General features: G+C 66.2%; 15 protein-coding genes. 6 read left to right on the plus strand and 9 right to left on the minus strand.

Annotated elements, in window-relative coordinates; translation table 11 throughout:
• Positions 1-946 precede the first annotated feature (946 nt).
• From AC1KVG_RS09560 to AC1KVG_RS09570, 3 genes are all read left to right on the plus strand, one after another.
• Entirely contained in the window at positions 947-4,930 is a 3,984-nt protein-coding gene (locus AC1KVG_RS09560; RefSeq protein WP_481094243.1) for an amino acid adenylation domain-containing protein, read from the plus strand.
• The gene (locus AC1KVG_RS09565; RefSeq protein ID WP_481094244.1) at positions 4,923-6,260 is read left to right on the plus strand and encodes a glycosyltransferase; all 1,338 of its coding nucleotides are present in this window, start codon (positions 4,923-4,925) and stop codon (positions 6,258-6,260) included. The genes AC1KVG_RS09560 and AC1KVG_RS09565 overlap by 8 nt, the downstream gene beginning before the upstream one ends.
• Before the next feature lie 208 nt (positions 6,261-6,468).
• Entirely contained in the window at positions 6,469-7,596 is a 1,128-nt protein-coding gene (locus AC1KVG_RS09570; RefSeq protein ID WP_481094245.1) for an acyltransferase family protein, read from the plus strand.
• A 165-nt stretch (positions 7,597-7,761) separates the two neighbouring features.
• Here the strand turns inward: AC1KVG_RS09570 and AC1KVG_RS09575 are convergent, their stop codons facing one another.
• The 4 genes from AC1KVG_RS09575 to radC form a co-directional block, all read right to left on the minus strand.
• Entirely contained in the window at positions 7,762-8,517 is a 756-nt protein-coding gene (locus tag AC1KVG_RS09575; protein WP_104550220.1) for an SDR family NAD(P)-dependent oxidoreductase, read from the minus strand.
• A gap of 162 nt (positions 8,518-8,679) precedes the next feature.
• On the minus strand, positions 8,680-9,579 hold the full coding sequence (locus AC1KVG_RS09580) for an SPOR domain-containing protein (RefSeq protein WP_023905472.1): 900 nt from the start codon (positions 9,577-9,579) through the stop codon (positions 8,680-8,682).
• 45 nt (positions 9,580-9,624) lie between these two features.
• A complete protein-coding gene (gene argS / locus AC1KVG_RS09585; protein WP_268213020.1) occupies positions 9,625-11,313 on the minus strand; it encodes an arginine--tRNA ligase in 1,689 nt (562 codons plus the stop codon).
• Between the two features lie 86 nt (positions 11,314-11,399).
• Positions 11,400-12,077 (minus strand): RadC family protein, encoded by a 678-nt coding sequence (radC, locus tag AC1KVG_RS09590; protein ID WP_006448983.1) that lies wholly within the window; start codon positions 12,075-12,077, stop codon positions 11,400-11,402.
• A gap of 96 nt (positions 12,078-12,173) precedes the next feature.
• Between radC and coaBC the strand changes: the two genes are divergently transcribed.
• Genes coaBC through AC1KVG_RS09605 form a run of 3 tightly spaced genes read left to right on the plus strand, consistent with a single transcriptional unit; the run spans position 12,174 to position 16,258 of the window.
• Entirely contained in the window at positions 12,174-13,433 is a 1,260-nt protein-coding gene (gene coaBC, locus AC1KVG_RS09595; protein ID WP_481094246.1) for a bifunctional phosphopantothenoylcysteine decarboxylase/phosphopantothenate--cysteine ligase CoaBC, read from the plus strand.
• Positions 13,430-13,897, plus strand: a complete 468-nt coding sequence (gene dut / locus AC1KVG_RS09600; RefSeq protein WP_006448981.1) for a dUTP diphosphatase — start codon at positions 13,430-13,432, stop codon at positions 13,895-13,897. Before coaBC ends, dut begins: the two co-directional genes overlap by 4 nt.
• 12 nt (positions 13,898-13,909) lie before the next feature.
• On the plus strand, positions 13,910-16,258 hold the full coding sequence (locus AC1KVG_RS09605; RefSeq protein WP_481094247.1) for a phosphomannomutase/phosphoglucomutase: 2,349 nt from the start codon (positions 13,910-13,912) through the stop codon (positions 16,256-16,258).
• A 111-nt stretch (positions 16,259-16,369) separates the two neighbouring features.
• On the opposite strand, the gene AC1KVG_RS09610 is transcribed toward AC1KVG_RS09605, so the two are convergent.
• From AC1KVG_RS09610 to AC1KVG_RS09630, 5 genes are all read right to left on the minus strand, one after another.
• On the minus strand, positions 16,370-16,903 hold the full coding sequence (locus AC1KVG_RS09610) for a hypothetical protein (protein WP_481094248.1): 534 nt from the start codon (positions 16,901-16,903) through the stop codon (positions 16,370-16,372).
• Positions 16,904-17,149: 246 nt separating this feature from the next.
• A complete protein-coding gene (locus tag AC1KVG_RS09615; RefSeq protein WP_039816706.1) occupies positions 17,150-17,491 on the minus strand; it encodes a lipid-A-disaccharide synthase N-terminal domain-containing protein in 342 nt (113 codons plus the stop codon).
• Positions 17,491-18,213 (minus strand): glycosyltransferase family 2 protein, encoded by a 723-nt coding sequence (locus AC1KVG_RS09620; RefSeq protein WP_006448977.1) that lies wholly within the window; start codon positions 18,211-18,213, stop codon positions 17,491-17,493. Before AC1KVG_RS09620 ends, AC1KVG_RS09615 begins: the two co-directional genes overlap by 1 nt.
• A 134-nt stretch (positions 18,214-18,347) precedes the next feature.
• Positions 18,348-19,313 carry an SDR family NAD(P)-dependent oxidoreductase gene (locus AC1KVG_RS09625; RefSeq protein WP_481094249.1) on the minus strand — a complete coding sequence of 322 codons (966 nt, stop codon included), beginning with the start codon at positions 19,311-19,313 and terminating at the stop codon, positions 18,348-18,350.
• Between the two features lie 99 nt (positions 19,314-19,412).
• The gene (locus tag AC1KVG_RS09630; protein ID WP_043907425.1) at positions 19,413-19,721 is read right to left on the minus strand and encodes a helix-hairpin-helix domain-containing protein; all 309 of its coding nucleotides are present in this window, start codon (positions 19,719-19,721) and stop codon (positions 19,413-19,415) included.
• Positions 19,722-19,747 lie beyond the last annotated feature (26 nt).

Below are 19,747 nucleotides of genomic sequence, written 5' to 3' on the forward strand. Positions count from 1 at the left end.
CGCGCTGCGGCCGACGCCGTGGCGCGCAGGCAGTGCCGATGCAAGATCAGCACTGCCTGCGCGCCGCCAGAGCTGCGTAGAAGAGCTGCATAGAACGAGTGAGCAGTCGTAAAGCGGGCGCGGCCGGTGATCGGCCTTGGCATGAATCTGTTGGGCACCGCCCTGCCAGCGCGCCTTGAGGGCCGCTTGCCACCGCTCAGTCACGCACGCATGACTCCGCGCAGACGCGCACCGGCGCAGTCCACATAAAACAGCGCACTGTGACCCGCGCGACCCCGCGCCGTTGATCTACAGAGTGCCGCAGTCGTATGACATCCAAACGACCGACGCATGATCGAACGAATGCACGCGCTAGGTGTCGCAAGCGATGCCGCATGTCGTGCAGTGATTTGTCTGGTAGCGCAGGTATATCAACGCTGCCACGCGCAGTGGTCTTATGCATTGCGGTCTTTTATGCAATGCGGAGAACGCAAATCCGCCTGCAATTTCGCCTGCAATCGCGCACCTGCCGCATCGACGCGACATGCGTCGCGTTTTGTGTGTGGCGCTGCATGCAGCGCCGAACCCCCAAACAGACGTATGTATCCAGAACACTAACTGCAATCACACTTCATTAAAAAATATTTGCAGGAAACGCGCAATTCGTGATTTTTGCACGGTTCATTGTGTTGCCCGATTGTTAGTGTTTATTAACTTGCCGGGAAGCAAGTGCTTCAAGAAAAACGCAGTTGCACGTCTTGGTGTCACCTGCGTGCCACTGCGTTGTACGTCTCCATTGTGCGTCTTTATCGAGTGTTCCAACTGCGTATCGCCGGCCTCTGCCGGTGGTCGATGGTGTTTTCTACCTAAACGTTTTTTAGGCCAAGTGCTGATCCGGCGTCTCGTTGACCGCATTGCGGGCAAGACCCGTTGGGCGACTGCGCGCCACACAAGAAGGATGCACGCAATGCACGCTGACGCCTCTCCCGTGATTCCCCTGACCAAAGCGCAACGCGGCCTGTGGGTCGCCAGCAAGTTGCACACCGACAACACCTTGATGTTGTCCGAAGCGTTGGAGATGTTCGGCCCACTCGATCCGCAGCTATTGCTACGCGCCAGCATGCAGCTGACGCGCGAGTTCGACACGCTGCGGCTGTGCATCGTCGAACACGATGGCGTGCCCGGCCAGGTCATCCGTCCCGAGTACACGGCCGCCATTCCGTACTTCAATCTCAGCGAAGATCCCTCGCCACGCAATGCGGCCGAGCATTGGGTGGACGAACAAATCCGCAAGCCGGAAAACCTGCAGGACGGGCCGTTGTGGCATTGCGCGGTCTTCCGTCTTGGCGAAGATCACCATATGTGGGTGCAGTGCGTGAGCCATCTGGTGATGGATGGCTATTGCGCATCGATCATGATGCAACGCATGGCGGTGCTCTATAACGCCTACGCTACCGATAGTGAGCCGGAACCTGCGCAGTACGGCAGTGCGCTGTCGTTGAACGAACTGGAGCAGCACTATCGCGAGTCCGATCGCTTTCAGCGCGATCGCAGCTACTGGATGCAACAGCTGGCCGATCTGCCGCCGCCGGCCACCTTGGCGCGGCCGGGCAATCAGCTGTCCACTGGGTTGTTGCGTGGCACCGGGCAGTTTTCGCCGCAGCAGGTGGTGCGTTTGCGTGCGCTGGGCAAGGACTATGGCGCCAGCCTGCCGCAGATGCTGATCTCGCTGATTGCCGCGTATTACTACCGCTGCACCGGTGCCGAGGATCTGGTGATCGCAATGCCGGTGACCGGCCGCATCAATGCGCGTTACCGGCAAACCGCCGGGCTGGTGGCCAACGTGATTTCGCTGCGTTTGAAGATGGATCCGCAGCAGCCGATCCATCACTTGTTCGCGCAGGTGTCCTCGGTGGTCAAGCATGCCTTGCGGCACCAGCAATACCGCTTCGAGGATGTGCGTCGCGATCTGGGCGTGTTCGGCATCGAACAGAAGTTCGCGCGGCTGGCGGTGAATATCGAGGCCTTCGATTACGCGCTGCGCTTCGGCGAGGCGTATGCAGTGCCGCACAACCTCTGCAACGGTCCGGCCGACGATCTGACCATCTTCTGCTACGAGCGCGGCGATGGCGCCGCGTTGCGCTTCGATCTGGATGCCAACCCGGCGTTGTACGACAGCGACGAGCTGGCAGAACATTGCCGCCGCCTGACCCACCTGGCCGATGCGGTCCTGGCAGATCCGGAGTGCGCACTCGGCCTGATCGATGTGCTGGGTCACGACGAGCGCCAGCGGCTGCTGCACACCTGGAACGACACCGCTGCGCCGCTGCCGGAGCCGAGCACGCTGTTGCACGGCATGCTGCAGCGTGCCGAGCTGATGCCGGCGGCGGTGGTGGTGCAATACGACAACCGCACGCTGGATTACGCCACGCTCTGCGAGCTTGCCTCGCGCGTTGCCGCGCAGTGGGTGGCCGACGGCGTGGGCCCGGGCGATGTGGTCGCCATCGCCTTGCCGCGCAGCGAGCAATTGCTGGTGGCCTTGCTGGCGGTGATGTGGAGCGGGGCGGCGTATCTGCCGCTGGACCCGGAAAGCCCGGCCGCGCGCAATCGGCAGATGCTCAACGATTCCGGCGCCATCGCGCTGGTCTGCGAGCCCGCGTTGTGCGAGCGCTATCTGCTCGGTGGCATGGTGTGGCTGGATCCACGCCCGGCGGTGTTGCCGGCGGCGATCGCACCGCTCGCCACGCCGGATGGCACCGCCTACGTGCTGTACACCTCCGGCTCGACCGGCGCGCCCAAGGGCGTGGAAATCAGCCATCGCAATCTGTTCAATTTCCTGCATGCGATGGAGCACGAACTGGCATTGCGCCCGCGCGACCGTGTGCTGGCAGTCACCACCATCACCTTCGATATCGCCGGGCTGGAGTTGTACCTGCCGCTGCTGGTGGGCGCCCGCGTGGTCATCGCACCGGCCGGCATCACCCACGATCCACGCAGCCTGTCGCGCCTGATCGCACACGAGCAGATCAGCGTGGTGCAGGCCACTCCGTCGTTGTGGCGCATCCTGTTGGCCAATGAGGATCTGGCACTGGACCGTATCCACGCGCTGGTCGGTGGTGAGGCCCTGGTGCCGGAGTTGGCGACGCAGTTGCTGAGCCGGGTGGGGCGTCTGACCCAGTTGTACGGGCCAACCGAAACCACCATCTGGTCGACCATCATGCCGTTGCAGCTGACCGACGCCGCAGCCCCACCCATCGGCAGGCCGCTGCTCAATACGCGCGTCTACGTGCTGGATGCGCAGCGGCAGCCGCTGCCCACCGGCGCGATCGGCGAGCTGTATATCGGCGGCGCAGGTGTGGCCAAGGGCTATCGCGGCAAGCGCCAGCTGACCAGCGAGCGCTTCGTGCGCGACCCGTTTGCCGACGACGGCAGCAGCATGTACCGCACCGGCGACCGCGTGCGTCAGCGCCGCGACGGCATGCTGGAGTTCATCGGCCGTGCGGACGCGCAATTGAAGATCCGCGGCCATCGCGTGGAGCCGGCCGAAATCGAAAACGCCTTGCTGCTGCATTCGCAGGTGGCCCAGGCGGTGGTGGTCGGCCATAGCGATGGCGACAACAACGCGTTGCAGTTGCTGGCCTATGTGGTGGGCAAGCACGGCACCATGCCGGCGACCGAGCTGCTGCGCGCGCATCTGCAGCAACGCCTGCCTGCGTCGATGATTCCCACGCTGTGGATGCCGCTGGAGGCACTGCCGCTGACACCCAACGGCAAGCTGGATCGCCGCGCATTGCCGTCACCGGGCGCATTGCCGCAGCGTGCGCATGTAGCGCCACGCGATGCGCTCGAACACCAACTGGCAGCGATGTTGCAGGACGTGCTGGGCATTGAAGTGGTCGGTGTGGAAGACAACTTCTTCGAACTCGGCGGCGACTCGCTGCGCGCGGCAGAAATGGCCGCGCGTTTCCCGCAGATGTTCGGCGTCGAACTGCCACTGGGCACGCTGTTCCATGCGCCGACGATTGCCGGCCTGGCCGAGGTGATCAAACGCAGCGCGCAGACCCCGAACGATCCGCTCGGCGTGCTGTTGCCGTTGCGTGCGGGTACGCCGGGCACCACGCCGCTGTTCTGCATCCATCCGGTGGTCGGTCTGGGCTGGTCGTATCTCACCCTGCTCGGCCAGCTCGATCCGCAGTGGCCGGTGTATGCATTGCAGTCGCCGGCATTGAGCGACCCGCAGCATCGCCCGGAAAGCATCGAGGCGATCGCGCGCGACTACCTGGCCCGTCTGCGCAGCGTGCAGCCGCACGGGCCGTACCGGCTGATCGGCTGGTCGATGGGCGGCTTGATCGCCCATGCCATCACTGCCGAGTTGCATGCGCTTGGCGAAGAAGTCGAGTTGCTGGCAATGCTCGACAGCTACCCGCATCTGGAGCAGGCCGCATCGCTGCCGGAATCGGAAAACGTACGTGCATCGGTGCATGCGCTGGGCCTGACGCTGGCACACGGCCAGCCGATGCCGACCACGGTGGCCGAACTGGCCAGCCTGCTATGCGATCACTACGGGTTGAACGATTTGCCTGCGGTGCGCCAACTGCTCGAACAACGCCCCACGCTGCTGGACGACATGGGCGGCATGACCCAGCACCACCTGCAGCTGGCGCGGCGTCATCGGCCCAAGCCGCTGGACCAGGATGTGCTGTTCGTCGAAGCAAGCGTGCGCATGACCTCCGGCGGCGACGATGCAGTGTGGGTGGATTACCGGCCGCAGGCCTGGCGCCCGTACGTGCGCAATCTGCATCTGCATACCTTGGACAGCGACCATCATTCGATGCTGTCGTCCACGCATTCGGCCACGCTCAGCGCGTTGCTGCACGCGGCCACTGCGAAAGCCACACAACGCGATGGCAGCATCGCCACCGCCAGCGACGGGGTGGCCGAATATGCCTGAGTCACTGCATACGCCGGCACGTCACCGTCCGGTACTGATCGCCACCCTGGGCACGCATGGCGATGTGCGCCCGATCATCGCGCTGGGCCGCGGCCTGCAGGAGCGCGGTTATCCGGTGCGGGTGCTGACCAGCGCCAACTTCGAATCCCTGATCCGCGCCAATGGGCTGGAGTTCTTTCCGCTCAGCGGCGACCACCAGAAGCTGTTGCAGGGCCATCCGAATGTCGCCGAGATGCGCGGTGGCTGGCGCGGCATCTGGGGCACCTTGCGCGCACAATTGATGGACTGGGCGCGCGACTGGGCCGAGCAGGGCCGCGCTGCCTGTGCCGATGCCGGTTTGATTCTCGGCGTCGGCAGCGCGAGCTTGCTGGCACATAGCCTGGGCCAGGCCTACGGCCTGCCGGTGGTATTCACGCAATTGCAGCCGCTGACCGCCTCGCGCCATGTGCCGTTGATGGTGATGCCCACCGTGCGTCTGCCCGGGCTGGTGAGTGTGGCGCTGCATCACGCGGTGCGCTTTGCCGGCTGGCAGCTGATGCGCCCGGCGCTCAACGGCATCGTGCGCCCGGCATTGGGGCTGCCGGCGTATCCGTGGAGTGGTCCCGACCGCAGCGCGCAGCGCGTGGTCTATGGCTATAGCGAGCATCTGTGCCCACGTCCGCCGGACTGGCCGGACAGAGCCCAGGTCGCCGGTTTCTGGCAGTTGCCGCAGCCGCAGTGGCAGCCGCCGGCCGCGCTGGAAGCGTTTCTGCAGGCCGGCCCGCCGCCGCTGTATATCGGCTTCGGCAGCATGATCAGCACCGATGCGGCGCAGCTCACAGCCATCGTCAAGGCGGCGGTGCGTCTGACCGGTCAACGCGCGTTGCTGGCCAGCGGCTGGGGCGGGCTGGCGGCCGGGGAAGACGCGTCCGACGATGCGGAGCGCTTCTTCCAGTTGGAACAGGCACCGCACGATTGGCTGTTCCCGCGGGTGTCGGTCGCGGTGCATCACGGCGGTGCCGGCACGACCGGTGCGGCGCTGGCTGCGGGGATTCCGTCGGTGGTCCTGCCGTTCGGCTACGACCAACCGTTCTGGGCGCATTGCCTGGCCCAGCGCGGCGTCGCGCCCCCGGCACTTGCACGCGTCGGATTGCAGCCGGAAACCTTGGCCGATGCCATCCGCCAGGCCAGCGCGCCGAGCATGCGTGCAGCAGCACGCGTGCTGGGTCAGCGCATCCGTGAGGAGGACGGGATCAGCCGGGCGGTGGATCAGCTGGAAGCATGGGGACTGCTGCAACCGGCGGTGAAGCTGGAGCAGGCGGCGCGCATCGAGCAGCAGGCCGTCGCGTGATACAGGCCGTCGTGTGATGGATGACGCTGTGGGGGAACCACAGCGTCGATAGCGGATTGGCGGCGGCAATGCGGCTGGGCGTTACCGCAGGTCTCTGAGTGCGGCACGGGTGAGGTGCCGGGCGTGTTGCTGCGGCCAACGTCGATGCCGGCATCGCTGCATCGGCGGGATGCGGCACAATCGGGCTCCCTCGCCTTGCATCGTCCGCATGCGCTATCCCGCCCTCGATCTGCTGCGTGGCATCGCCATCGTCTGGGTGATGCTGTTCCATTCCTTTGTGGTCGGCGGCCTGGGGCCGGACTGGGCGTGGTTGTCCCGTTACGGCTGGATGGGCGTGGACCTGTTCTTCGTGTTGAGCGGTTTTCTGATCGGCACGCAGGTGCTGCGGCCGCTGGCGCACGGGCAAGGCCTGGACTTCAAGGCGTTCTATCTGCGCCGCGCGTTCCGCATCCTGCCGGCGTTTCTGGTGGTGCTGGCGATCTACATGGCGTGGCCGGAGTTTCGTGAGTCGCCCGGGTTGGCACCGTGGTGGATGTTCGTCAGCTTCACCCTGAACCTGTTCGTCGATTACGGCCGCGATGCCGCGTTCTCGCACGCCTGGTCGCTGTGCGTGGAAGAACATTTCTATCTGGTGTTTCCGTTGCTGGCGACGCTGTTGATGCGTCGGCCCTCGGCCGCGCGCTTTGTCGTGCTCTGCGTGCTGGTGGTGGTTGCAGGCATCGCGCTGCGTGCCGGCATCTGGTGGCACAACACCGCCCTGGACAGCGCCGGTGCCGGCCTGCAGCGCAACTGGTTTGTCGAAGACCTCTATTACCCGACCTGGAACCGTCTGGACGGTCTGCTGGCCGGTGTCGTCCTGGCGGTGCTCAAGATCTTCCGCCCCACGCTGTGGCAACGGCTGCAGCAGCGCGGCAACGCGGTGCTGTGTGCCGGCATTGCGATTCTGGCGCTGGCGTTGTGGCTGTTTCGCGAGCGCACCGGCCTGATCGGCAATGCGTTGGGCTGGCCGGTGTTGTCGTTGGGGCTCGCCTTGCTGGTGCTGGCCGGCACCGCCACCCGCGGCGTGCTTGGCGGCCTGCGCGTGCCGGGCGCGGCGTGGCTGGCGGGCATTTCCTACAGCCTGTATCTGACCCACAAGGCCGTGTTCCATCTCACCCAGGGCTGGTTCGGCTCGGCGCTGGAGGGGCGTGGCGTGCTGGCATTTGCGGTGTATGGCCTGATGGCAGTGCTGGGCGGTGCGGTCTTGCACTACGCGGTGGAGCGCCCGTTTCTGCAGCTGCGCGACAAGATGCTGCGGCCAGGCGCGCGGCCGTTGGTTGCCGCTGATCGCGCCTGACCGGGCATCGCAAAACGCCGCGCAATGCGCGGCGTTGTCGTCATCTCTGGCAGTGCGCCAGTTCCAGCGCCGCACCGAGCTTGGATGCTGCGCGATCTGCGCACGCGCCAATCAACACATCATCGGATCGCGGCGCGACCGAGGCATTGGCGTTGCAGGCCATCGTTACTGCGCGTCGCGTGCCACCTGGAAACCGGCGAACGACTGCGTGACCGGCATGATTTCCAGCCGATTGATATTCAGATGCGCCGGCAGGCTGGCGACATAGAAGATCTGCTCGGCGATGTCCTCGGCGGTCATCGGCGTGGCGCCGCGGTACAGCGTGTCGGAGGCGGCCTGGTTGCCGCCGGTGCGCACCAGGGTGAATTCGGTTTCGGCCATGCCCGGTTCGATCGAGGTCACGCGCACGCCGGTGCCGTGCAGGTCCGCGCGCAGACCCAGCGAAAACTGCTGCACGAACGCCTTGGTGCCGCCGTACACGTTGCCGCCGGTGTACGGGTAGGTCGCCGCCACCGAGGCGATGTTGATGATCGCGCCGCGGCGTGCGATCAACGCCGGCAACAGGCGGTGGGTGAGGGTGACCAGGGCAGTGACGTTGGTGTCGATCATCTGCTGCCACTGCGTCAGGTCCGCCTGCTGTGCAGGCGCGGTACCCAGCGCCAGGCCGGCATTGTTGACCAGTACATCGATGTCGGCGAAGTCAGCCGGCAATGCGTCGATCGCTGCCGACAAGGCCTGCGCATCGCGCATGTCGAACGCGGCGGTGTGCACCTGGCCGGCGGGCAGTTCGGCGGCCAGCGCCTCCAGGCGCTCGGCGCGCCGGCCGGTGGCGATGATCTTCCAGCCGGCAGCAGCAAAACGGCGCACGGCGGCGCTGCCGAATCCGGAGGTGGCACCAGTGATCAGAACGGTCTTGGACATGGGGATAACTCCTGCGAAGGTGGATCAGGCGAAGCAATCAGGTGTGGCGACCGTGCCGGATGCGCGTGCCGCTGCACGGCGTGCGTGCAGCCCGGCCGCACCGAGCGGCTTGCGCGCAACGACGTCGTAGCAACAGGCGGCAAGCGCGATCCGACACTGTTGCTACTGCGCCTTGATGGCGATGGCAGGCAATCCGCTGCCGGTCAGTTTCTGCTTGGCTTCGGCCAGTTCGCCGGCGCTGCCATACGGCCCCATGCGCACGCGGTAGACGGTTTTGCCGCTGATTTCGGCCGATTCCACGCGTGCGGCCAGGCCCATCATCGCCAGCTTGGCCTTGGTCGATTCGGCATCGCCGGAGGCGCCGAACGAGCCGGCCTGCAGGATGTAGCGGGTGTTGTCTGTCACTGCAGGTGCAGCCGCCGTCGTTGCCGCTGCGGTCGTCGCAGCCGGTTTCGGCGCTGCAGTTGCAGGTGCGGCGGCAGCCGGCGTGGTGAGCGCTGCGGTGCTGGCCGGCGCCGGTGTCGCCGCCGGACGCGCAGGCGCAGTTTCCGCCAACGGCTTGGGCGCGCTGGCGGCGGTTTCGTTCAACGGTACCGGCACGCTGGCGGCCGGCGTGGCTGCAGCAACACGTGCTGCTGCACCCGGTGCGGGCGCAACCGGCTTGCCTTCCAGCGCCGCACGCGCACGCGCGGCTTCTTCGGCGCGCGCACTGGCCGCCAGTTCGGCATCGGACATCTGTACTTCCTTGCCGGGCAGCAAGGTATAGAAGTCGTACTGCGTCTGCGCATCGCCGGGTTTGGCTTGCGGCTTGGGCGGTTGTGCGCTGGGCTTGGGCAGGTCGGCCGGCGTATCCACGTCGGCATCTGCCACCGGCTCGGGCTGCGCATCGGGATTGGCGCGCGGGCCCACACGCAGGAAGCCGTCGCCGTCCTTCTTGAACAGGTTGGGCGCTGCCAGAAAGATCACTGCCGCAATCGCGGCGCCCGCCACCAACCACACCCAACCGGGGGTGCCATTGCTGGTGTTGCGTCGCGCCTGACTCTTACCGCGTCGTGCTGCCATCTACCACTTCTCCGAATCACGTCGTTGCGGGCCGTGCGGCCCGACTTACATCTTTTCTGGGGCGCTGACGCCGAGCAGTTCCAGGCCGTTGGCGAGCACCTGTTGCGTGGCGACGGCGAGGGTGAGTTTGGCGTCGCGCTCTGCGGCATCGTCCACCAGCAGTTTGGTGTTGTGATACCACGTGTGGAAGGCGTGTGCCAATTCACGCAGGTACTGCGCAATCTGATACGGCTCCAGCGTCTGGCCGGCGATTTCGACCACTTCCGCATAGCGCGACAGCTCGACCATGACGTTGAGCGAATGCTCGTCATCCAGACGCGCCAGCTCGGCCAACCCATGCGCCTGCTCGTACTTGTAGCCTTTTTCCAGCGCCTGACGCAGCACGCTGCACACGCGGGCATGCGCGTACTGCACATAGAACACCGGGTTGTCGTTGCTCTGCTGACGGGCCAGGTCGATGTCGAAGGTGAGCTGCGAATCGGGCTTGCGCGCGATCAGGAACCAGCGCACCGCATCGGCGCTGGTTTCTTCGATCAGATCGCGCAGGGTGACGTAGCTGCCGGCACGCTTGGACAGCTTCACCTCTTCGCCGCCGCGCATCACCGTGACCATCTGGTGCAGCACGTATTCCGGCCAGCCCTGCGGGATGCCCAGTTCCAAGGCCTGCAGGCCGGCGCGCACGCGCGTCAGCGAGCCGTGGTGGTCAGCGCCGAGCTCGGTGATCGCGCGCTCGTAGCCGCGCTGCCACTTGGTCAGGTGATAGGCCACGTCCGGCACGAAGTAGGTGTAGGTGCCGTCGGACTTGCGCATCACCCGGTCCTTGTCGTCGCCGAAGTCGGTGGACTTCAGCCACAACGCGCCGCCTTCCTCGTAGGTATGGCCGGAAGCGATCAGCTTCTGCACGGCCTCTTCGACCTTGCCGTCCTTGTACAGCGAGCTCTCCAGGAAATAGATATCGAAATCGACGCGGAATGCGGCCAGGTCGTGGTTCTGCTCGTTACGCAGATAGGCCACCGCGAAGCGGCGGATCGCGTCGAAATCGGCAGGGTCCTTGCCGCCGGTGACCAGATGGCCTTCCAGGTCGACGGTGTCGCCGGCCAGGTAGGCGTTGGCGACATCGGCGATGTAGTCGCCGCGGTAGCCGTTCTCCGGCCAGCCGTCGCTGTCGGGGGTGAGCCCTTGCGCGCGCGCTTGCACCGACAACGCCAGGTTCTCGATCTGCACGCCGGCATCGTTGTAATAGAACTCGCGCTTGACGTTCCAGCCGTTGGCATCGAGCACGCGCGCCAGGCTGTCGCCGATCGCCGCCGCGCGGCCGTGGCCGACATGCAGCGGGCCGGTCGGGTTGGCCGAGACGTACTCCACGCCCACCGAGCGGCCATTGCCGGCCAGCCCGCGGCCGTAGTCGGCGCCCTGCTTGATCACATGCGCCACTTCGCGCTGGTAGGCGGAGGGTGTCAGATGGAAGTTGATGAAGCCCGGGCCGGCGATCTCCACCTTGGCCACGTCGTCGCTGGCCGGCAGCGCGGCGACCAGTGCCTGGGCCAGTGCGCGCGGATTGCTGCGCGCGGGCTTGGCCAGCAGCATCGCGGCATTGGTGGCGAAGTCGCCGTGTTCGCGCGTCTTGGGCCGCTCGACCACAAAATCCGGCGGCAGGGTGTCGGCAGGCAGGGTGCCGTTGGCGCGCAAGGCTTCGATGCCTTGGCCGATCAGTGCGCGGAGTTGGGCTTTCACGTGGGATCTGCTTGGAACGAAACCACCGATTTTACCCGACCGCGCGCCCCCGGGTCCGGCAGACGGTTCAGGTCACCGCCGCGTTGTCATTCCAGCCAGCCGCGCTCGGCTAGCGACACCGGGCGGCCGTCGCCGATCACGAAGTGGTCGAGCAGGCGGATCTCCACCAGATCCAGTGCCTCCAGCAAACGTTTGGTAACCGCGCGGTCGGCCTCGGAGGGCTCCGGGTTGCCGGACGGATGGTTGTGCCCGACGATCACGGCCGCTGCATTGTGCAGTAGCGCCCGTCGCACCACTTCGCGCGTATGGATGTCGGCGCCATCCAGCGTGCCGGTGAACAATTCCTCGAAGGCGATGGCGTGATGTTTGGTATCCAGGTACAGCACCGCGAACACCTCGTACGCCTTTGCACGTAGTCGCTGCGAAAAATAGCGGCCGACGCTGGGTGGGTCGCTGAGCGCTTCGCCGCGCTCCAGCTCGCTCATCAGGTGACGGTGTGCCAGTTCCAGTGCCGCGTTGAGCTTGCAGGCCGAGGCGGGCCCAAGGCCGGGCAGGCGCGCCAGGGCCGGGGCCGGGCGATCCAGCAGCACGCGCAGCGGGCCGTGGCGAAGCAGCAGATCGCGCGCAGTGCGCACGGCGTCCTGGCCGCGCAGACCGGAGCCGACAAAGATCGCCAGCAGCTCGGCATCGGATAAGGCAGTCGCCCCGCGCGCCAGAAGTTTCTCGCGCGGGCGTTCGTCGGTGGGCCAGTCGTGAATGTGCATATGGCGAGATTGCCGGTGCTCATCGCTCACGCCTATCAGGCCAGGCGGGGGCATCGGCTAATCTAGTTGTCCTTGTAACCGTAGGACGACTCCGACGTGATCGGCTCCACTCAGGCCCGCCCCCTGGACGGACAGCGCTTGCTGCTGTGCGTCGGCGGAGGCATTGCCGCTTACAAATCGCTCGAACTGGTCCGTCGCCTGCGCGACGCCGGCGCGCAGGTGCAGGTCGCCATGACCAGCGGCGCACAACAATTCGTCACCCCGCTCAGCTTCCAGGCGCTGTCCGGGCTGCCCACCCGTACCACCTTGTGGGACAGCGCCGCCGAGCAGGCGATGGGGCATATCGAACTGGCGCGTTGGGCCGATCAGGTGATCGTCGCCCCGGCCACTGCCGACCTGCTGGCACGTCTGGCGCATGGCCTGGCCGACGACCTGGTCACCACGCTGTGCCTGGCCACCACCGCGCCGCTGACCGTGGCCCCGGCGATGAACCACCGCATGTGGCTGCATCCGGCCACCCAGGCCAACGTGGCGACCCTGCGCACGCGTGGCGTGAGCGTGGTCGGCCCGGACGACGGCCCGTTGGCCGAAGGCGAATCCGGCCCCGGCCGGCTGGCCGAGCCGGCGGCGATCATTGCCGCAGTGTCTGGCACCGCCGCGCCTGCCGCCTCCAGGAGCGCAGCTGCGCCGGCCTTCGTGCCCGGCAGCGCGCAACTGGACGGCTTGCGCATCGTGATCAGTGCCGGTCCCACCTTCGAGGACCTGGACCCGGTGCGCTACGTCGGCAACCGCAGCAGCGGCAAGATGGGCTATGCCCTGGCCGCCGCGGCTGCCTACCAGGGCGCCGAGGTGGTGCTGGTCAGCGGCCCGGTGCATCAGACCACTCCGGCCGGCGTGCAACGGATCGACGTGCGCTCGGCCGCGCAGATGCGCGATGCGGTGCTGGGCGCGTTTCCGGCCGACATCTACATCGGTGCCGCCGCAGTGGCCGACTACACCCCCAAACGGGTGGTCGCGCAGAAGATCAAGAAGACCGGCGAAACGCTGACCCTGGAACTGGTGCGCACCCCGGACATCCTGGCCGAAGTCGCCGCGCAAACCGGCGCACTGAAGCTGGTGGTCGGTTTTGCCGCCGAAACGCACGATGTGGAGCACTATGCGCGTGGCAAGCTCGCCGCCAAACGGCTGGACCTGATCATCGCCAATCAGGTGGGGATCGAAGGGGGGGGCTTCGAAAGCGACAACAATGCTGCCATCGCCTATTGGCAGGGCGGCGAACGTGGCTTCCCCAGCAGCAGCAAAACCGAATTGGCCGAGCAACTGCTGGCCCTGATCGCGGAGAGATTGCAGGCATGAGCCACCCAACCCAGTCCTTGCAAGTGAAGTTGCTCGACCCGCGCTTCGGCGACCTGTGGCCGTTGCCGGCCTATGCCACCGAAGCCAGCGCAGGCATGGACCTGCGCGCTGCGCTGGAAGCGCCGATGACGCTGGAGCCGGGCGATGCGGCGCTGATTCCCAGCGGCATCGCGATTCATCTGGCCGACCCGCAGCTGTGCGCGGTGATCCTGCCGCGCTCGGGCCTGGGCCATCGCCACGGCATCGTGCTCGGCAACGGCACCGGCCTGATCGATGCCGATTACCAGGGGCCGCTGCTGATCAGCACCTGGAATCGCGGCCGTGCGGCCTTCACCATCGAGCCGGGCGACCGCATCGCACAGCTGGTGATCCTGCCGATCGTGCGCGTGGGCTTGCAAGTGGTGGATACTTTCGTCGACAGCGCGCGGGGAGCGGGTGGATTCGGCCACACCGGCGTGCGCTGACGGGGGCGTCATATGAGCAAAGCGAGCGAGCGCAGCCAGGCCGCGTCCGGCATGCGCACGAGTGGTCCGGTGTTGGGGGGCGTGTTGTTGCTGCTGGCAGCCTGGTTCGGCTGGAGCGGCTACGCGCAGTGGCGCGAAGATGCGATGACGCAGGACCTCGAGCAGGCGCGCGACCGCGCCGTGCAGGACGTCAGCCAGGCCATGGCCAAGCAGGCCAGCCAGCTCGACGCCGTGCTCAAGCAGCCGCAGGTCATCGCCGCGTTGGCCAATGGCGATGCGCTCGCCGCCGCTTCGGCCATCCGCGAGCGCTTCAAGGGCGCCGAAGACGTCCAGGTACTGTCTGGCGATCTCACCGCTGCCTATGAAAATCCCAAGGACTTCGGCTATGCGCGGCTGAGCCTGCTCGAGTCGGCGCTGGTCGGCAAACGTGCGCAGGTGCATGTGGTGCGCGACGCCAAGCAGGTCCGCCTCGGCGTGGCGGCAGCGGTGACTTTAGGCACGCAGCCGGCCGTGGCGTATGCGCGCCTGCCGCTGTTGCGGTTGACCGGCCCGCTGGATGCGATCGCAGTGCCCGGCAGCGCCTATCTGGCATTGCGTCAGGGCAGCTACAACGTCGCCGAGCAGGGCGATGCCGGGCTGGCCGACGCCGCCGAAACACTGGCCAGGCCGCTCGGCGATAGCGGTCTGCGCGTTGCCGCTGCCGTGCGGCAGAGCGACAGCGGCCCGTTGGGTCTTGGCGCAGTTGGCTGCGCGATCGTGGCGTCGTTGTTGCTCGTCATCGCCGTGCTGCTGGTACTTGCCAGCCGTGGCCGTGTCGCCCTGCCGCGCCGCCGCGTGGCAAGCGAATCGACTGCCGACGAACCTACCTTCGGTCAAAGCCTGCAGCACGACGCCAGCGTCGCCAGCCAGGCACGCGCGCTGGACCAGGACGCCGCCGCATCCGCGCCGCCCGCCCTGGTGCCGGCGGTGCAGATCGCCACCGAGATGTTCCGCGCCTATGACATCCGCGGCGTGGTCGGCAAGGACTTGAATCCTGGCGTTGCCGCGCTGATCGGCCAGGCCATCGGCAGCGTGATGCAGGCGCAGGGCCTGCGCGAGGTGGTGGTCGGCCGTGACGGGCGCCTGTCGGGCCCGGAGCTTGCCAACGGCCTGATCGAAGGCCTGCGCCGTGCCGGCTGCAGCGTGATCGACATCGGTCTGGCACCGACGCCAGTGGTGTATTTCGGCGCCTACGAGCTGCGCGCCGGCAGCTGCGTGGCGGTGACCGGCAGCCACAATCCGCCCGACTACAACGGCTTCAAGATCGTGATCGGCGGCGAGACCCTGTCGGGCGCGGCGATCACCGACCTGCACCAGCGCATCAACGAAGGCCGCCTGCACACCGCAGCGGCGCCCGGCGAACTGGAACAGCGCGACATCAGCGATGCCTATATCCAGCGCATCGCCGACGACGTGCAGCTGGACCGCCCGATCAAGGTGGTGGTGGATGCCGGCAACGGCGTGGCCGGCGATATCGCACCGCGCTTGCTGGAGGCGATCGGCGCCGAAGTCATTCCGCTGTACTGCGATGTCGATGGCACCTTTCCCAATCATCACCCCGACCCGAGCGAGCCACACAATCTCGACGATCTGGTGAACATGGTGCAGCGCTTCGATGCGGATATCGGCGTGGCCTTCGATGGCGATGCCGACCGTCTGGGCGTGGTCACCAAGGAAGGCGCCATCGTGTTTCCCGACCGCCTGCTGATGCTGTTCGCCGCCGACGTGCTGCAGCGCAATCCCGGCGCGCTGGTGATCTACGACGTCAAATGCACCGGCAAGCTGTCCGACTACGTGTTGCGCAATGGCGGCAGCCCGTTGATGTGGAAGACCGGGCATTCGCTGATCAAGTCCAAGATGCGCGAGACCGACGCCGAACTGGCCGGCGAGATGAGCGGGCACTTCTTTTTCAAGGAGCGCTGGTACGGTTTCGACGACGGCATCTATGCCGCCGCGCGCCTGCTGGAAATCCTGGCCCAGCGCGAGCAAACCCCGTCCGAAGTGCTGAACGCGCTACCCGAAAGCGTGTCCACGCCGGAGATCAAGGTGCCGGTCGACGGCGATGCGCATGCGCTGGTGGCGCGCTTTGTCGAACGTGCGCAGGCCAGCGAAGAATCGCCGTTCGAATCGGCTCGGCTCTCCACGATCGACGGATTGCGGGCGGACTTCGCCGACGGCTGGGGCCTGGTGCGTGCCTCCAATACCACGCCGATTCTGGTGCTGCGGTTCGAAGCCGACACCGAGGCTGCATTGAACCGGATCCGCGCGTTGTTCCGCAGCGAATTGCAGGCCTTGCTGCCAGAGCATCTGTTGGCGTTTTGATCGACAGGTGAGTGACGGGCGATTGCTCTGCCGGCATGGCGGCAGAGCAGGTGGTGAGCAGCAGTTGCCGATCAAATGCCGCTTGAAGCTGGCAGCCCCAAGCGATCACGATCACGCGCCTCCTAAACCTGCCATGCGTAAGCGATCATCCGGCGCCGGAATGGCGGCGTCGTTCCCGGCGTTGTCGTGCAACAACCAGATCGCGTCCCAATACGGATACCCACCGATCTGCTCGGCCAGTCCCGCACGCAACGGCAACGCGACCAGCGAGCGCGCGAACTGGCGGTGATCGGCCTGCAGCGGAAGTGCCGACGCCTGCATCTGCGGCTGCCACACCGTTCCGCCACGGCCACGCGCGCGATTGACCGCCTCGCCAGCCGCCTGTCGCGCGACAACAGCCATCTGCAGCAGTGCAGCCTTGCCCGGTGCCTGCAGCAAGGCGCACCAACTGTCCGGCAGCAGCACCCAGCACAGCAGGCGCGCACCATGCCAGTGACCGGCCATCGCAAGGCTCGCTGCCGCCGCCCGCGCGCAGCGCCAGTCCGCAAACAGCGGCACGTGTTGATGCGTCTGCAGACGCAGATGCCAGTACACCGCAGTGGGCGCTGGCATGGAGACGGGGCGATGAAGCAAGGCGCTGGACATGACCCCAGCATGTCGATGGCGTTATCGGAGCGGCATCGGCGATGCGCGTCATCTCAGGTCGGTAACCATCGCAGCGCGGTGTACGAACTCTCGGAGATCGCGCGCCTGGCGTTATGCACTGCAAAGTAGAGCCGATGCAGCATGCTCCATCAGCTCAGTTGCGCAGCCAGCATCACCTCAAACGCCTGAAGACCGGAGCACCAGTGCCGCACTTGCGACTCCCAATCCCGACTCCTCAATCCCCGCTCAATGCACCGCCCGATCCCGCTTCCAGCCGCGATGCTTCACATCCAGATACAGGCTGTAAAACGCGGTAAACGCCGGAAACAGGTTCTGCAGCACGCCCACCGAATCCTGCTTGGCCGAGAACACGAAGTAGCTCAGCGTCATCAGGCTGCCGACCACGCTCATGTACCAGAACATGCGCGGAATCACCGGCTTGCCGGCGCGCTTTGAGGCGACGAACTGCACCAGCCAGCGGCCGCCGAACATCAGCGCGCCCACATAGCCGATCAGTTTCCAACCGGTGACATGCAGCCCGGTCCAGTACAGCCAGGTCAGCGGTTGATCCAGCCAATGCAGTTCCATCAGCGCTCCTGCACCACGGTGCGCTTGCTGCGGGTGATCAACCAGGCCACGCCGCGCAGGTCGCGGATGCCCACCAGGGCGCGATTGAGGTTGTTGTACTTGGAAACGCCGGCTGTGCGATGGCGGTGGTGCACCGGCACGCTCACCGTGCGCCAGCCGGCGCGCTGCATCAGCGCCGGCAGATAGCGGTGCATATGGTCGAAGTAGGGCAGGTCCAGAAACGCCTCGCGCTCGAACAGCTTGATGCCGCAGCCGGTGTCGGGGGTGTTGTCGTGCAGCATGCGCGAGCGGATCGCATTGGCCCACTTGCTGGCCCAGCGCTTGGACCCCGAATCCTGGCGATTGACCCGCCAGCCGGCGAACAGCTTCACCTGTGTCTCGGCGCTGGCACGCGCGGTCAGCAGTTTGGGGATGTCGGCCGGGTCGTTCTGGCCGTCGCCATCGAGCGTGGCGATCCAGCTTGCACGCGCGGCCTTGACGCCGTTGCGCACTGCCGTGCTCTGGCCGCTCTGGGTGACGTGATGCAGCACGCGCAGTTCCGGCGTGGTGGTCTTCAGGCCTTGCAGCACCGCCAGCGTATCGTCGCGCGAGTGGTCGTCGACATAGACGATTTCGAACGCCACCAGCCCGCGCAACGCAGCGACGATTTCGCCAACCAGCGCGGCGACGTTATCGCGCTCATTGAACACCGGGACGACGACGGAAAGCTGAGGTTGGCTCATGGATTCGTGGTGGCCAGATGAAGGCTGAGCGAAAAAGATCGCGCATTGTGCCCTGACTGTCTGAGTCAGGCATGAAGCGAACGTGCGTTGTGCGCAGTAGAGCCAATGGAAAGCGGCCTGTAGCGTGTTGGATGCTAAGCGCGATCGCCGAAATAGCGGCGGCACCAGTCCACCACCTGCGGCAAGCCGCGCTCCACCGGGGTGGCCGGCTCGAAGCCGAACGCGGCCTGCGCGCGCTGCGTATCGGCCATGGTGCGGACCATGTCGCCCGGCTGCATCGGCCGGTAGACCTTCTCGGCCGGGCGGCCAGCGGCCTGCGCGATCACGTCGATGAAGTATTCCAGCTCCACCGGGGTGTGGTTGCCCAGGTTGAACACCCGGTTCGGCACCGGCTCGCTGCTAGGTGTGTCCAGCGCGCCGAGCACGCCGGCCACGATGTCGTCGACGAAGGTGAAATCGCGCTGCATCTTGCCGTGGTTGAACACCTCGATCGGCCGCCCCGCCAGTACCGCGCGGCTGAAGATCAGCGGCGCCATGTCCGGCCGGCCCCACGGCCCATACACGGTGAAGAAGCGCAGGCCCGTCGCGCGCAGGCCGTACAACTGCGCGTAGGTGTAGCCCATCAGTTCATTAGCGGCCTTGGTCGCCGCATACAGCGAGCGTGGCTGGTCCACGCGCTGGTCTTCGGAGAACGGCGGGGTGGCCGAGTCGCCATACACCGAGCTGCTCGAGGCATACACCAGATGCTGCACGCCCCGATGCCGGCACAGCTCCAGCATGTTGACGAAACCGACCAGGTTGCTGTCGACGTAGGCGGATGGATTTTCCAGCGAGTAACGCACCCCGGCCTGCGCGGCCAGATGCACCACGCGGGTGGGCTGAATCTCATCGAACAACGCGGCCAGGCCATCACGGTCGGTCAGATCCAGCATGCGGATGTCGATGTCCGGGCACAGCGCTGCCACCCGGTCGCGCTTGAGCTGCGGGTCGTAGTAGCTGTTGTAGTTGTCCAGGCCCACCACCGTCTCACCACGCGCAGCCAGCGCGCGGCAGGTGTAGGCACCGATGAAGCCGGCAGCGCCGGTCACGAGAATGGTCATGGAAGTTGTCCTGGAGATTTTGAGTGGCAAAAGGGAGGCGAAAGGCGACGCTAGACCACTCCGAAGCGCTTCCTGGCGACGTTCGCTCACCCATCGCACTCACCCCATGCTGAGCGGTGCTTCGCTGGCCAGTTTGGCTTTGCGTTCGGCGCTGAACGACCACCACGGGCCCGGTGCCTCGCCTTCCATGAAACGCACGATCGACAGGAACACATCGATCACGCACGGATCGTGCAGCACACCGGTGCGCAGGCATAGCTGCGCGTACATGTCGTAGGCATCGCGGCCGCGCAGCTGCGCGGGCACACGGATGCCGATCAGACGCAGATCCTTTTCGCAGGCCGGCCCGACGTTCGGCAGGTCGGTCAGACACAGCAGATGATTGCGATCGACCTTGGCGGGATGCATAGCCGGAATGATCCTCTTGCGCGGAT

It is taken from the genome of Xanthomonas sp. NCPPB 3959 (assembly GCF_056675575.1).

What these genes read in the sequence shown, in the direction of transcription:
- AC1KVG_RS09560 (WP_481094243.1), top strand. Translation starts at nt 947, where the DNA reads ATGCACGCTGACGCCTCTCCCGTGATTCCCCTGACCAAAGCGCAACGC.
- AC1KVG_RS09565 (WP_481094244.1), top strand. Translation starts at nt 4,923, where the DNA reads ATGCCTGAGTCACTGCATACGCCGGCACGTCACCGTCCGGTACTGATC.
- AC1KVG_RS09570 (WP_481094245.1), top strand. Translation starts at nt 6,469, where the DNA reads ATGCGCTATCCCGCCCTCGATCTGCTGCGTGGCATCGCCATCGTCTGG.
- AC1KVG_RS09575 (WP_104550220.1), bottom strand. Translation starts at nt 8,517, where the DNA reads ATGTCCAAGACCGTTCTGATCACTGGTGCCACCTCCGGATTCGGCAGC.
- AC1KVG_RS09580 (WP_023905472.1), bottom strand. Translation starts at nt 9,579, where the DNA reads ATGGCAGCACGACGCGGTAAGAGTCAGGCGCGACGCAACACCAGCAAT.
- radC (WP_006448983.1), bottom strand. Translation starts at nt 12,077, where the DNA reads ATGCACATTCACGACTGGCCCACCGACGAACGCCCGCGCGAGAAACTT.
- dut (WP_006448981.1), top strand. Translation starts at nt 13,430, where the DNA reads ATGAGCCACCCAACCCAGTCCTTGCAAGTGAAGTTGCTCGACCCGCGC.
- AC1KVG_RS09605 (WP_481094247.1), top strand. Translation starts at nt 13,910, where the DNA reads ATGAGCAAAGCGAGCGAGCGCAGCCAGGCCGCGTCCGGCATGCGCACG.
- AC1KVG_RS09610 (WP_481094248.1), bottom strand. Translation starts at nt 16,903, where the DNA reads ATGTCCAGCGCCTTGCTTCATCGCCCCGTCTCCATGCCAGCGCCCACT.
- AC1KVG_RS09615 (WP_039816706.1), bottom strand. Translation starts at nt 17,491, where the DNA reads ATGGAACTGCATTGGCTGGATCAACCGCTGACCTGGCTGTACTGGACC.
- AC1KVG_RS09620 (WP_006448977.1), bottom strand. Translation starts at nt 18,213, where the DNA reads ATGAGCCAACCTCAGCTTTCCGTCGTCGTCCCGGTGTTCAATGAGCGC.
- AC1KVG_RS09625 (WP_481094249.1), bottom strand. Translation starts at nt 19,313, where the DNA reads ATGACCATTCTCGTGACCGGCGCTGCCGGCTTCATCGGTGCCTACACC.
- AC1KVG_RS09630 (WP_043907425.1), bottom strand. Translation starts at nt 19,721, where the DNA reads ATGCATCCCGCCAAGGTCGATCGCAATCATCTGCTGTGTCTGACCGAC.